The organism is uncultured Roseovarius sp., assembly GCF_963972555.1.
In the GTDB taxonomy this organism is placed as follows: Bacteria; Pseudomonadota; Alphaproteobacteria; order Rhodobacterales; family Rhodobacteraceae; genus Roseovarius; species Roseovarius mucosus.
Window position 1 is genome coordinate 286,060 of record NZ_CAXAUM010000003.1, and the last position, 13,167, is coordinate 299,226.

Below are 13,167 nucleotides of genomic sequence, written 5' to 3' on the forward strand. Positions count from 1 at the left end.
ACTACGCCCCGGCCCAAGGTCGGGGCGTACCCTTGTTTAGCGGTTCAGGATCAGACGCCCTCCGGTGATCTCGATGCTGGCAAAGCGTTGCAGATAGTCCATCCCGAGCAATGATTGGCCCATGTCGCCCTCATTGACCACGGCGCGCAAATTTTCGTGGCGCACCGAACCAACGACGAGGTTCTCAAGCCGCACAGGCGCTGTGCGCACTTCACCATTGGCAGTATAGGCGCGGCCCAGATACGCGAGGCTCTTGGTATCTATCCCGATGCGTTCGGCATCCTCCTGACTCAGCACGATCTGGCTGGCCCCGGTATCGACGACAAAGCGCACCGGCACGCCGGACACTTCTGCGGTCAGGTAGTAATGCCCGTCCGGCGCGCGCGGCAATTCGATCCGGTCGCCCGACACCACGCTCTGCATCGGGCGCACCGTCTGGCGAATATCCTCCCACAGGCCGACCGCCGCCAGGGCCCCGACAAAAATCAGTCCCCAGATCAACGCCTGTTGCGCCAACTTTCCCAGTGAGGCACGGTTTTGCGCCACGAACCACACAACGAGCACGGATCCAAGGATCACGAGGTAAGTCAGTCTGGCGAAATCAAAATCTTGCATGGCCTGTATATAGGCGCTCAGCCTGCCAGACCAAAGCCGCGCAAGCCGTCGAGGACGAATTGCACCGCCAAGGCCGCCAGCAGCATCCCCAAGAGCCGTGTCACCACGTTGATGCCCACCTTGCCAAGCGCGCGTTCCAAGAGGCCGGAGGTGAGAAACATAAAGAAAACCAGGGTGATAACCGACAGCATCACGCCGATGACCCAGATCAGCCCCTCGGCCCCCGGCTTTTGTCCAGCCAAGAGGATCACCGTCGCAATCGACCCCGGTCCGGCGATCAAAGGGATGGCAATGGGAAAAATCGAGGGATCGTCGCCGTCTTCCTCCTCTGCCGCATCGGCCTGTCCCTTGCGCCGCTCTCCCCGCCGCTCAAAAAGCATGTCGAGGGCCGTGAGAAACAGCAGCAATCCACCCGCGATGCGAAAGGCCGGCATGGAAATGCCGATAAAACCCAGGACCGCCTCGCCCAAAGCCGCAAAGAGGATCAAGAGCAGTGCCGAGGTGACACAGGCGCGAATGGCAATCGCCCGTCGCCGCGCCGTGCTCATCCCTTGGGTCAGCGCCACGAAGAGCGGCGTCATCCCTATTGGGTCGATGATCACGAAGAGCGTGACAAAGGCCGTTATGAGAAACGTGGTATCCATAAGGTCCTTGCACCATTTCCGGGGTGAAATGCCAAGGGCAAAGTCATTCTGGCAGCGCGCGTGTCATGATCGCGGCTGCCCGGCGCAGGGTTTCGGCCTCAGCCGTGAGATCCGCGTCCCACTCCGCAAGTTTAACCCGGCAGAGTGCCATCAACTGTACGCCGCTATCGGTAAAGGTGATGCGGCTTTGATTGCGCCGTATCGGATCTGGGCTGACAACGAGATACCCCAGACCGACCAGTGAGGCGGCTTGCTTTTGCGCGGCCTGTCTACTGATGCCCATACGCCGCGCCACATCGGATGCGGTGTTCTCACCACAGATGAGCGCAGCCAGAAATCCGAGTTGGGCAGGGCTGAGGGCGATGTCTTGCTCTGTTTTCAATGCCTTGGCGAGATGTCGGGTTAAGCGTTCCTCGAACCCACGGGCCGCATGATAAAGGTCGAGGGTCAGACTATCGGGCATGTATGTTGTCAATTTGGTTGACATGGTGGGGTGCTGCTCTATATCGTCAATTACGTTGACAACAGTGGAGCGTTCTCATGCCTCTTGCAACCGTCTTGCGTCTGAATGCGGCCTCTTGCCTGAGTTTTGGCCTGATTTTCCTTGCTGCGCCGTGGACCGTGGCAGCGTTTCTCGGAACGGCCCCTGTCTGGTTGATCGTCAGTCTTGGGGTGGGGTTGATCGGGAACGGAGTCCTTTTATGGCTCAGCGTACGCGAAGCCCGTGCGCCCAAGCGCGCCGAAGTGCTGTTCTTTTGTCTCGGGGATCTGGGATGGGTTGTGATGACCCTCGCCCTCATCTTGACAGGGCTCTGGATCACTACGCCAGCCGGGCAGGGGGTGGCCTTGATCGTGGCCTTGGCCGTTGGGGCCATGGGGTGGATGCAGTGGCAGGCGTTACCGAGATAACCGGCTAGCGTTCCGCTGCTTCCAGCCGCTCCAACGCCTCCATCCAAAGGGTTTCGGCAAGGGATAGGCCATCCTCGATCTCGGCGTATTTCTTTTGCCATTGGGTCAGACCATGGATGTCGTCATAGATCGCAGGATCGGCGAGTTTTGCGGCGACCTTACACTCCATGTCCTGAAGTTTTGCGATGCGGTCCTCGCAGCGTTTCACATCCTGCCGCAGTTTGAGTATGGCATCGCGCGAAGGCTTCTTGGCCTTGATTTCCTTGGGCTTTTCAGCAGGCTTTTCGGTGTCAGAACCGCTGAGCAGCATGGCGCGATAGCTCTCCAGATCGCCCTCATAGGGGGCCACCGCGCCATCGCGCACCAGCCACAGTCGATCCGCCACCAGCCCCAGCAAATGCATGTCATGGCTGACCAGAATGATCGCGCCGGAATAGGCGGTCAACGCCTCAACCAGCGCTTCGCGGCTTTCGATGTCGAGGTGGTTGGTTGGTTCGTCGAGAATCAGCATGTGCGGTGCATCGAGCGTGGCCAGCATCAGCGAGAGCCGCGCCTTTTGACCGCCCGACAGCTTGCCCACCAGCGTTTCGGCCTGTTCGGCGCCGATGCCAAAGCCACCCAAACGCGCCCTCAATTTCGCCGGGGCCTCTTCCGGGCGGAGACGGCGGATGTGGTCGATCGGCGTTTCATCAAGGTGCAATTCCTCGACCTGATGCTGCGCGAAATACCCGACACGCAATTTCGAAGCCTTGTGAATTTGCCCTTCAAGCGGTTCAAGTTTTCCCGCCAAGAGCTTGGAAAGCGTTGATTTTCCTTCACCATTGCGCCCCAAGAGCGCGATCCGGTCATCCTGATCAATCCGCAGATTCAACCGTCGCAGCACCGGCACGCCGTCATAGCCGACCGATCCGCTCTCGATCCGCAGAATGGGCGGCGAGAGTTCTTCGGGCGTCGGAAAGGTAAAGCGTTTGAGTGCCGCCTCTTGCGGGGTCGTGATCGGTTTGAGCTTGGCGATCATCTTGAGGCGCGATTGCGCCTGCACGGCCTTGCTCGCCTTGGCGCGGAAGCGGTCGACAAAGCTCTGAAGATGCGCGCGGCGGGCGTCTTGCTTTTTCGCCTCTGATGCGGCGGCGGCGAGACGGGCGGCACGGGTTTCCGCGAAAGTTTCGTAACCCCCTTGATAAAGCGTGAGTTTTTTATCCTCAAGATGCAGGATCGAACCCACGGCGCGGTTCAAGAGGCCGCGATCATGGCTGACGATCAGCACGGTATGCGGATAGCGCGCGAGGTAGGTTTCCAGCCACAGCGCCCCTTCGAGGTCGAGATAGTTGGTCGGTTCGTCAAGGAGCAAGAGGTCGGGCTGTGAAAAGAGAACGCCCGCGAGCGCCACGCGCATCCGCCAGCCACCGGAAAAGGCGGAGCAGGGCATGAGCTGTTCCTCGTCGTTGAATCCCAGCCCCTTGAGGATGCTGGCGGCGCGCGCCTCGGCTGACCAAGCGTCGATATCAGCCAGCCTCGTCTGGATTTCGGCGATCCTTGCGCCATCGGTCGAGCGCTCGGATTCTTCCATGAGTTCAGCACGTTCCGTGTCATAGCTCAGAACGGTGTTGAGCAGAGACACCTCATTCCCCGGCACCTCTTGCGCCACACCGCCGATGCGCGCGCGTGAAGGCAGGCTGATGCTGCCGCTTTCTAGCGCCAGTTCGCCCCGGATCAGGCGAAAGAGGGTGGTCTTGCCCGTGCCATTGCGGCCCACGATGCCAACTTTGTGGCCATCGGGGATAGAGGCAGAGGCGTTTTCGATCAGGGTGCGGCCCGCGACCGAATAGGTGATATCATCTATGTGCAACATGGCCCCCGCATGCCGTATGTGCGCGCCGCCGTCAATCGCGGCTTTTCAAGGGGCGGTGCGCATGCTATCGGACCCGCGATCAAACGCGGTCGGGCAAGGGGCTGGGCCGGTGAAACCTACGGAAAAGAGGCTGAAATGGCTGTTGAACGCACGCTGAGCATTATCAAACCCGACGCGACCAAGCGCAACCTGACCGGCAAGATCAATGCCAAGTTCGAGGATGCAGGTCTGCGCATCGTTGCGCAAAAGCGTATTCACCTGACGCCTGCACAGGCGGGTGTCTTCTATGCTGTGCACAAAGAGCGCCCCTTCTATGGCGAACTGTGCGATTTCATGGCGTCTGGCCCGGTTGTGGTGCAGGTGCTGGAAGGCGAAGGCGCCATTGCCAAGAACCGCGAAGTGATGGGCGCGACCAACCCCAAGGATGCGGCTCCCGGCACGATCCGCGCGGAATTCGCCGAGTCGGTTGGTGAGAACTCGGTCCACGGTTCGGATGCAGCCGAAACCGCGGCCGTCGAGATCGCCTATTTCTTCTCGGGCCTCGAATTGGTCGGCTGATCTTGAAGTGATAGATTAGAAAAAGGCCGTATCCCATTGGGATGCGGCCTTTTTCATTTCTCAGATGCTGGCGAAATCCTGGTAGACTGTCTCTGCGATTGGCTTGGTCTGCGGTCGGGGCGCAGGTTGAGGGGGCGCGGATTTGGCCTCTGACTTTGGGGGGGTGGCCTGTGGCATTGGACTGCTCCGTTGATGCTGGCAGGGGTTGAGCACCCTGACCTTTGGTTATCCTTACAGTATCGGTAAGTTTCGCGGCGCAGCTAGGGTCCAATTATGGCAGAACTATGGCGAATCAGGCGCTTAGCTGATCTACCACGGTGACGCCGTAACCTTGGAACCCGTCCATGGCGCTGAGGGCATCGTTCAACCCAGACAATTCGATGCGTTTGGTGATCAGGCGGTCGGGGTCGAGGTGCCCGGCAGAGATCATGGCAAAGAGCGCGGCAAAGCGGTCCGCGCCCATGCCACGGGTTCCGTGGAGGGTGATTTGCCGGGAATAGACCAGCTCCAGCAGGGGCAATTCGGGGGTCGCGTGGCGGCCAAGGGGCATGCCGATTTGCACATGACGCCCAAGTTTTCGAAGGCTTTTCAATGAGTTGTGGAATGTGTCAGTGATGCCGAGCGCGTCCAAGGACACATGCGCGCCGCCTTGGGTTAGGTCGCGGACCGCCGCGCCCACATCCGGGATCTGGCTGGCATCAAGAGTGACGTTTGCGCCGAGGGTTTTTGCGATGCGCAAGGCCTCGGGGTTGACGTCCACGGCCAGAACACGGGCCCCGATGGCCGCGCCGATCATCACCGCCGAGAGGCCGACGCCACCGCAGCCGTGGACGCTAAGCCATTCACCCGGTTGAGTTTTTGCACGATCCACTACGGCGCGAAAGGCGGTGGTGACGCGGCAGCCCATTCCAGCGGCGGCGGCATAGCCCATCGTATCGGGCAGGCGCACAAGGTTGAAATCGGCGCGCGGGATGGCGAGGCGTTCAGCGAAAGCCCCCCATCCGGTAAAGCCGATGACCTGTTGATGATTGCAGATCGTGGGCTCGCCGCCCCGGCAATCGGGGCAGGTGCCGCAGCCCAGAATGAACGGGGCCGTGACCCTGTCACCCACCGCGAAGGCCCGACATTCCGGCCCGATTTCAAGGACTTCGCCTGCGAATTCATGCCCCATGACATGCGGCAGGATGACATCGGGATCGGCCCCTTTCCACGCGTGATGGTCTGAGCGGCAGACGCCGCAGGCGCGCACGGCAATCACCGCGCCGTCGCGAGGACACTCGGGATCGGGCACTTCGGTGATTTCGGTGGGGGTATTGTAGCGGGTCAGGAGGGCAGCGCGCATCAGGCACCTATGGCTGAAATCTCGCGCAGCCTAGGGGCGGGGATTGCCGGGTGCAAGCCTGTAAGGTTTGTAAGGTTCTACACCTGATTTTGTAAGGTCCGGGAAGGGTCGGGGCCGCCACAGGGAGAAGCGACCCCAAGGTCAGGCGGATCAGGCGACCATCCGCTCGACCACCTCGCCGAAGGAGGAGGGTGTCGGGACGATGGTCACACCCGCCTCGGAGAGGATCTCGACCTTTTCTTGCGCTGATTCGCCGAAGGCGGACACGATGGCCCCGGCATGGCCCATGCGTCGCCCTTTGGGTGCCGAGAGACCGGCGATATAGGCCGCCACAGGTTTGGTCATGTGGTCGCGGATATAGGCGGCGGCTTCGGCCTCTTGCGGGCCGCCGATTTCGCCGACCATGACCACGGCGTCGGTACCCTCGTCATTCTCGAAGAGTTCGAGAATGTCGCGGAAGGACGAGCCGTTGATCGGATCACCGCCGATGCCCACGGAGGTGGACACACCGATGCCGCGCTCTTTCATCTGGCTGGCGGCCTCGTAGCCAAGCGTACCCGACCGCCCGATGATGCCCACGCGCCCCGGTTTGTAGATATGCGGCGGCATGAGACCGGCAAAGGCCTGACCGGGGGTGATGATGCCCGCGCAGTTGGGGCCGATGAGGCGCATGCGCTTTTCCGCCTTGTAGCGGCGCATGTAGCGTTTGACCTTGATCATGTCGCTGGCGGGGATGCCGTCGGCGATGCAGACGCAGGTGGTGATGCCCGCATCCGCCGCCTCCATGATGCTGTCGGCGGCAAAGGGGGGCGGGACGAAACAGATCACGAGATCCGCGCCGGTTTCGGCCACCGCCCCTTTGACGGTGTTGAAGACGGGCAGGCCGTTATGCTTGGTGCCACCCTTGCCGGGGGTCACGCCGCCCACCACGTTGGTGCCGTGGTTGATCATGTCCTGTGTATGAAAGCTGCCGATGCGACCAGTGAGGCCGGTCACGAGCACGCGACTGTTCTTGTCGATGATAATGGCCATCATGCAGCTCCCTTGACGGTGGTTTTGGTGTCGGACCAGGCGCGGACCACCAGATCGGCGGCTTCGGCGAGGGTTTCGGCGGTCAGGATCGGCAGGCCGCTTTCCGCGATCAGTTTGCGGCCCTCTTCGACATTCGTGCCCGAGAGGCGCACGACGAGGGGCAGGGTGAGGTTCAATTCCCGCACCGCGCGGATGACGCCCTCGGCGATCCAGTCGCAGCGATTGATGCCTGCGAAGATATTGACGAGAATCGCCTCGACATTGCGGTCGTTGAGCACGGCGTTGAAGGACATCAGTACCCGTTCCGGGCTGGCCCCGCCGCCCACGTCGAGAAAGTTGGCCGGTTCGCCCCCCGCCATCTTGATCATGTCGAGCGTGGCCATGGCGAGGCCTGCGCCGTTGACGATGCAGCCGATTTGCCCATCAAGGCCGATATAGTTGAGGCCACGGTCGCCTGCGAAGGTTTCACGCGGGTCTTCCTGGCTCTTGTCGCGCAGTTCCGAGATTTCGGGGCGACGGAAGAGGGCGTTGTCGTCAAAGCTGACCTTGGCATCCAGCGCCATGATCTCGCCCGAGGTGGTGACAACGAGCGGGTTGATTTCCACCATATTGGCGTCGGTTTCCTCCATCATTCGGTAACAGCCGATGATGGTCTTGACCGCCTGCGGGATGAGGGCGGCATCAAGGCCGAGGGAAAAGGCGATTTCGCGCGCCTGAAACGCCTGCATCCCCACCGCCGGATCGACCACCGAGCGAATGATCGATTCGGGCTCTTGCGCGGAGATCTCTTCGATTTCCATGCCGCCCTGACCGGAGGCCACGACGACGACGCGCTCTTCCTTGCGGTCCATCACGAAGGCCAGATAGATTTCCTGCGCGATGCTGGTGGCCTCTTCGACATAGAGGCGGCTGACCAATTTGCCTTGGGGGCCGGTTTGATGGGTCACGAGCATACGCCCGAGCATCCATTGCGCGGCCTCGGAAATTTCGGTCTCGTTCTTGCAGATCTTTACCCCGCCCGCCTTGCCGCGCGCGCCGGAGTGGATCTGGGCCTTGACCACCCAGCGGTCGCCCGACAGTTCCGAGGCGCGGTAGACAGCCTGTTCGGGGCTATAGGCGATGCCGCCGCGCGGCACCTGCACGCCAAAGCGTTTCAAGAGTTCCTTGGCCTGGAATTCGTGGATGTCCATTTGTAGTCCTCCCTTTTCTGGTTGGCCTTATCGGGTTGGCCCTCAGCCTTTGGCGGCTATGGCGTCGGCGACGCTGATGACGTTGTTGGCCATGCGTTCGGAGGCCGCGTCGATCATCTTGCCATCAAGGCTGGCGGCCCCTTTGCCCTGGGCTTCGGCCTTGCGCAGTTCTTCGATGATGCGGCGGGCGCGGGTGACTTCGGCCTCAGGGGGCGAAAACACCTCGTTGGCGAGCGCGATCTGGCTGGGGTGGATGGCCCATTTGCCCTCGATCCCCAAGGTGGCGGCGCGTTTGGCCGAGAGCGTATAGCCGTCCGGATCGGAGAAATCGCCGAACGGGCCGTCGATGGCGCGCAATCCGTAGGCGCGGCAGGCGACGGTCATGCGGCTGAGGGCAAAGTGCCATTGGTCGCCGGGGTAATCGGGGTTGAGACCGCCAATCACCACGGTGCGGGCGCGGTTCGAGGCGGCGTAATCGGCCACGCCGAAATGCAGCGCCTCGAGCCGTCCGGGGGCCGCGGCGATCGCCTCGACATTGGCCATGCCGAGGGCGGTTTCGATCAGCGCCTCAAGCCCGATCTGATGGGTGAAGCCCATCGCCGTCTCGATCTGGCTGACCATGGTCTCGACGGTGTAGAGATCGGCGGGCACGCCCACCTTGGGGACGAGGATCGTATCAAGGTGCTGGCCTGCCTGTTCCACGATCTCGACCACGTCGCGATACATGTAATGGGTATCGAGCCCGTTGATGCGGATCGAGATGGTCTTGCCCTTGGCTTTCCAGTCGATGTCATTGAGCGCCTGGATGATATTGGCGCGGGCCTGCACCTTGTCGGGGGGGGCGACGGCATCCTCGAGATCGAAGAAGATGTAATCGACGTCCGACTCTGCCGCCTTGTCGATCATCGACGGGCTGGAGCCGGGAACGGCGAGTTCCGAGCGTTGCAGGCGTTGCTTTTTCAGCGGGTGAAGTGTGTAGCTCATTGAAATCCCCGATCAGGCGGCGCGGGCGGGTGCCAGCCGCGCCTGCATGGTGGGGGTGGAGGCGCGGAAGTGTTCCTGTGCGGCGGCGATGCCGCAGCCCGGTTCAATCGCGGCCCCGGCATCGCGGAGCGCCATTTCAGCCGCCGAGATCGCCCCGCAGAGCATCACCGGGTTGAGCGACCCCAAATGGCCGATGCGGAAGGCGCGTCCGGCCAGTTTGGCGAGGCCCGAGCCAAGCGAGGTCTGGTATTTATGGTAGGCGGTGGCGATCACGTCGCGGGCATCGACGCCCTCGGGCGTGTAGATAGCCGAAACGGTGTCCGAGTGCCATTCCGCGCCCTGTGCCACGAGGCGGCAGCCCTGCCATTCGGCAATTGCCGCGCGCACGCCGGTGGCGAGGCGGTGATGCCGGTCCCACACGCTCTCCATCCCTGCCGCGAGCAGCATGTCGAGCGAGCAGCGCAACCCGCGCAGGAGCTGTGTGGCGGGGGTATAGGGGAAATAGCCGGTGTCGTTCAGCTTGATCATGTCGGCAAAGCTGAAGTAGCAGCGCGGCATTTTGGCGCGCTTATGGGCCTCTAGTGCCTTGTCGCTGACGCCCAGAAGGCCCAGACCGGCGGGAAGCATGAAGCCCTTTTGCGAGCCAGCGACGGCGAGGTCGACGCCCCAATCCTCCATCTCGAATTCGATCGAGCCGATGGAGCTGACACCATCGACGAAGAGGAGGGCGGGGTGGTTTGCCGCGTCCAAAGCCGCGCGAATGGCGGCGATGTTGGAGGTCACGCCGGTGGCGGTCTCGTTATGGGTGGCAAAGACGGCCTTGATCTTGTGCTCTTTGTCGGCAGCGAGTTTGGCGGCATAATCCTCGACCGGCACACCCTTGCCCCACTCGACCTCGCAAAGATCGACCTCGAGGCCCAAACGCTCGGCCATATCGACCCAAAGCATTGAAAACTGACCGAAACGGGACATGAGCACGCGGTCGCCGGTGTTGAGCGTGTTGGAAATGGCCGCCTCCCATGCGCCAGTGCCGGAGGTCGGGTAGACGAAGACGCGGCCATGGGTCAGGCGGAAGGCCTTTTTCAGATCCGAGAGCAGGGGCAGGATGAAATCGCCGAAATCCGGCGCGCGCATATCCTCCATCGGGATATTCATGGCGCGGCGCACCTCGTCGGGCACATTTGTGGGTCCGGGAATGAAAAGATGGGAATGGCCGTTCATGTCTGTCCTCCTTCAGGCTGGCCTTCTTTATGCGGCTGGCGGGGACGTCGCGTAATGCCCGCGCGCATGGAAAAGCGCGGCCATGCGGGGGGCGCATAGCCCTGGCGGGTAGGCGGGGGCTACCCGGTGGGGGCGCGGCGGTATGCCGTTGCACTCTGAAAAATCGTTTGATTTCAGAACTTTCCTTGGTCTTGTATAAGAGGGCAGGAGGAGGAGACTGTGCGAGATATGACTGACGCGACCGTTGAGGACGCAGGATTGGACCTGCCCGAGGTAATCGTTGCCGACCGGCAAGCGATTGTCTGTCAGGGCCTTGGGTCATTGGTGGCGCAGATTTCGGAGGTGCGGCTTGGCCCGTTTGCCACGGATCTGTCGAGCCTGCGCAAGGCGCTGGGCGAGCGGCCGGGGCGGGCGATCCTTGTTCTGGGGGTGCGGCTGGCGGATGCCGATCTGGGCCGGGTGCTGGAGATGCTGCGGCGCGATCATCCGCGCGTGATGGTCGTGGTCGTGGCCGAGGAGGCGGAATTTGCCTTCATCCGCACGGCGGTGAAGGCGGGGGCGCATTCGGTCTGCATGATGGGCCAGGTTTTGAGCAGCCTGCCGCGCGTTCTGGTCCATCTGGTCGAGGGGCACAGCATTCTGCCGGTGGAGACCCTCAAACGGTTGATGGGCGAGCAGGGAGATAGCCTGACGCGGCGCGAACACGAGATATTGGGGCTACTGGTGGATGGGCTCACGAATTTCCAGATCTCGGCGCGGCTGGGCCTGTCGGAGAATACGGTCAAATATTACCTCAAGGCGATTTACCAGAAGCTCGACGTGAATTCGCGCGGCGGGGCCATCGCAAAATATGTGGCGGGGACGTATTGAGAGGGGCTCAGGCGAGGAGCCGCGCGGAACGCTGGGCCGGGGACTAGCGAAGCAACGTCAGTGATTGCCACTTTATGCCAGCCAAGTCCGTATAATTTCTCGGCGATGCGCGCCCTTTCGAAATCGCTAGGCCGCGGGACGGCCCAGCGATCCGCGCGGCGGCGCTACGCGCCTTGATTCCGCGCGGGTTGAGTGCTGCGGATGACCGCGAAAATCCCCCTCAATCCACCACTGTCACCAGGTGCCAGCGCAGTGCGTCGTTGGGCACGGGATCGAAATGCGTCACGCGGTTGGAGAGCACCACCAGTTGCGTGACGTGAAAGGGGATGATCGTGCCAGAATTCATCGCCAGATATTCCTGCGCTTCGATATAGAGCGCGCGGCGGCGTTTGAAATCAAGCTCGGCGCGGGCGGTTTCGAGCAGTTGGTCGAATTTGGAATTGGTGTAAAAGGTCTCGTTCCATTTGGCGGTGGAGTGAAACGCCTCGTTCAGCGCCTGATCGGCGGGGCGTTCGCCCCAAGAGGTGCTGAACGCGTCCTTCTTCATCCAGACATTTGACCAATAGCCATCGGCGGCGGCGTTGATCAGGTTGACGCGGATGCCTGCGCGGGCCGCCTGTTCCTGAAACGCGACACCGATCACCGGCCAAGTGGGATCGAGGGCGGAGACATGCACATCGACATCGACCCCATCGGGATAGCCTGCCTCGGCGAGCAATTGGCGCGCACGCTCGGGGTTGGCGGGGCATTCCATTTCGGCGCGGTATTGGTCATTGGGGGCCACGGGTGTATCGCAGGAAATCACCCCGCCGCCATCCAGCGCCAGTTGCAGCATCTCTTCGCGGTCCACGGTCAGGTGCAGCGCCTCGCGCACGCGGGGGTCGTCAAAGGGCGGCACATCGGTGCGAAAGGCCAGCCCCATCCAGTTGCCGGTGGGAATCTCGAGCAGTTGATAGCGCAGCGATTTGTCGAGCGCGCGGCGCATCATCGGGGCGATGCCGCGTTCCATGTCGAGCTGTCCGCTGAGAAACGCCTGAAGCCGGGCCTGCGCGTCGGGCACGCCGATCACCTCGATCCGCGCGAGGGCGGGGGGGCCTTCCCAATAGTCCTCATTGGCGGTGAGCACCGTGATTCCATCGGGATCGAATTTCTCGACCCGGAACGGCCCGGTGCCGATGCCGGTCTGGTCAATCGTGTCGCCTGAACCTTCGGGGATGATGCGCAGGCGCGGGTCCATCAATTGCAGCGGCAAGTCGGCAAAAGGCGCGTCGAGCTGCATCTCGACGCGGAGCGGGCCGGTGGCGGTGATACGGGTGATCATCTTGACCGCCGCGCGCGCCGGGCTGCCGTAATCGGGGTCGATCACGCGCTTGATCGAATAGACCACATCGCCCGCATCCAGCGTGCTGCCGTCGTGAAAGCGCACGCCGTCGCGGATCTGAAAGGTCCAGAGCGTGCCATCGGCATTGGGGGTCCAGGAGGTGGCAAGATCGGGGGCGGGCTTGCCGCTGCGACCGGGGCGCACGAGGCGGCTCTGGATTTTCTCGATGATCTGGAGGACGCGCCCCTTGGAGGCGGGATCGAGGCTGGAATGGGCGCCAAAGCCCACGTTATGCGCGTGGCGAAACGTGCCGGTGGGCGCAGCGCCGGCAGGGGCGGCGAGCAGGAGGCACAGGATCATGAGCAGGATGGGGCGCATTGGTATCTCCACCGAGGTTGGGCGGAGTGTGGCAAGGGTGGCTGCGAAAATCAAACCTTTCGGGCGGGGGCGGGGATCACGATTTGGCCCCGGGTGGGCGCGCAGGAAAGTTGAAAATTCCACCAGCCAGCGCTTGACGGGCGCGCGGCCCCGGCATAGAAGCGCCACACGTCGGGGGCGCGCCCCCGGTGTTGCTGCGGGCGGTTGTAGCTCAGTTGGTTAGAGTACCGGCCTGTCACGCCGGGGGTCGC

General features: G+C 62.4%; 13 protein-coding genes. 3 read left to right on the plus strand and 10 right to left on the minus strand.

Annotation, left to right across the window (positions count from 1 at the left end):
- Positions 1-36: 36 nt before the first annotated feature.
- The 3 genes from AACZ65_RS04800 to AACZ65_RS04810 are packed head-to-tail and all read right to left on the minus strand — an operon-like array spanning position 37 to position 1,722.
- Positions 37-615, minus strand: coding sequence for a TIGR02281 family clan AA aspartic protease (locus tag AACZ65_RS04800; RefSeq protein ID WP_339668463.1), 579 nt, complete (start codon positions 613-615; stop codon positions 37-39).
- Between the two features lie 17 nt (positions 616-632).
- Entirely contained in the window at positions 633-1,259 is a 627-nt protein-coding gene (locus tag AACZ65_RS04805; protein ID WP_037268403.1) for a MarC family protein, read from the minus strand.
- 43 nt (positions 1,260-1,302) lie between these two features.
- Positions 1,303-1,722, minus strand: a complete 420-nt coding sequence (locus AACZ65_RS04810; RefSeq protein ID WP_339668465.1) for a MarR family transcriptional regulator — start codon at positions 1,720-1,722, stop codon at positions 1,303-1,305.
- 77 nt (positions 1,723-1,799) lie between these two features.
- Between AACZ65_RS04810 and AACZ65_RS04815 the strand changes: the two genes are divergently transcribed.
- Positions 1,800-2,168, plus strand: coding sequence for a hypothetical protein (locus AACZ65_RS04815; RefSeq protein ID WP_037268405.1), 369 nt, complete (start codon positions 1,800-1,802; stop codon positions 2,166-2,168).
- A 4-nt stretch (positions 2,169-2,172) separates the two neighbouring features.
- Here AACZ65_RS04815 and AACZ65_RS04820 read toward each other — a convergent pair whose 3' ends face one another.
- Positions 2,173-4,020 carry an ABC-F family ATP-binding cassette domain-containing protein gene (locus tag AACZ65_RS04820; RefSeq protein ID WP_339668466.1) on the minus strand — a complete coding sequence of 616 codons (1,848 nt, stop codon included), beginning with the start codon at positions 4,018-4,020 and terminating at the stop codon, positions 2,173-2,175.
- A 135-nt stretch (positions 4,021-4,155) separates the two neighbouring features.
- On the opposite strand from AACZ65_RS04820, the gene ndk reads away from it, so the two are divergent.
- The gene (gene ndk / locus AACZ65_RS04825) at positions 4,156-4,578 is read left to right on the plus strand and encodes a nucleoside-diphosphate kinase (protein ID WP_297541912.1); all 423 of its coding nucleotides are present in this window, start codon (positions 4,156-4,158) and stop codon (positions 4,576-4,578) included.
- Positions 4,579-4,870: 292 nt separating this feature from the next.
- On the opposite strand, the gene AACZ65_RS04830 is transcribed toward ndk, so the two are convergent.
- The 5 genes from AACZ65_RS04830 to AACZ65_RS04850 form a co-directional block, all read right to left on the minus strand.
- On the minus strand, positions 4,871-5,920 hold the full coding sequence (locus AACZ65_RS04830) for a zinc-dependent alcohol dehydrogenase family protein (RefSeq protein WP_339668470.1): 1,050 nt from the start codon (positions 5,918-5,920) through the stop codon (positions 4,871-4,873).
- A gap of 150 nt (positions 5,921-6,070) precedes the next feature.
- Complete coding sequence (sucD, locus tag AACZ65_RS04835) at positions 6,071-6,952, minus strand: succinate--CoA ligase subunit alpha (RefSeq protein ID WP_339668471.1); 882 nt, start codon at positions 6,950-6,952, stop codon at positions 6,071-6,073.
- The gene (locus AACZ65_RS04840; RefSeq protein WP_339668472.1) at positions 6,952-8,142 is read right to left on the minus strand and encodes a malate--CoA ligase subunit beta; all 1,191 of its coding nucleotides are present in this window, start codon (positions 8,140-8,142) and stop codon (positions 6,952-6,954) included. The genes sucD and AACZ65_RS04840 overlap by 1 nt, the downstream gene beginning before the upstream one ends.
- Positions 8,143-8,184: 42 nt before the next feature.
- On the minus strand, positions 8,185-9,126 hold the full coding sequence (locus tag AACZ65_RS04845; RefSeq protein ID WP_339668473.1) for a CoA ester lyase: 942 nt from the start codon (positions 9,124-9,126) through the stop codon (positions 8,185-8,187).
- A gap of 12 nt (positions 9,127-9,138) precedes the next feature.
- Positions 9,139-10,347 (minus strand): aminotransferase class V-fold PLP-dependent enzyme, encoded by a 1,209-nt coding sequence (locus AACZ65_RS04850; RefSeq protein ID WP_339668474.1) that lies wholly within the window; start codon positions 10,345-10,347, stop codon positions 9,139-9,141.
- Positions 10,348-10,575: 228 nt separating this feature from the next.
- On the opposite strand from AACZ65_RS04850, the gene AACZ65_RS04855 reads away from it, so the two are divergent.
- Positions 10,576-11,217, plus strand: coding sequence for a response regulator transcription factor (locus AACZ65_RS04855; protein ID WP_339668475.1), 642 nt, complete (start codon positions 10,576-10,578; stop codon positions 11,215-11,217).
- 220 nt (positions 11,218-11,437) lie between these two features.
- On the opposite strand, the gene AACZ65_RS04860 is transcribed toward AACZ65_RS04855, so the two are convergent.
- Complete coding sequence (locus AACZ65_RS04860; protein ID WP_339668476.1) at positions 11,438-12,916, minus strand: ABC transporter substrate-binding protein; 1,479 nt, start codon at positions 12,914-12,916, stop codon at positions 11,438-11,440.
- Positions 12,917-13,167: the final 251 nt, after the last annotated feature.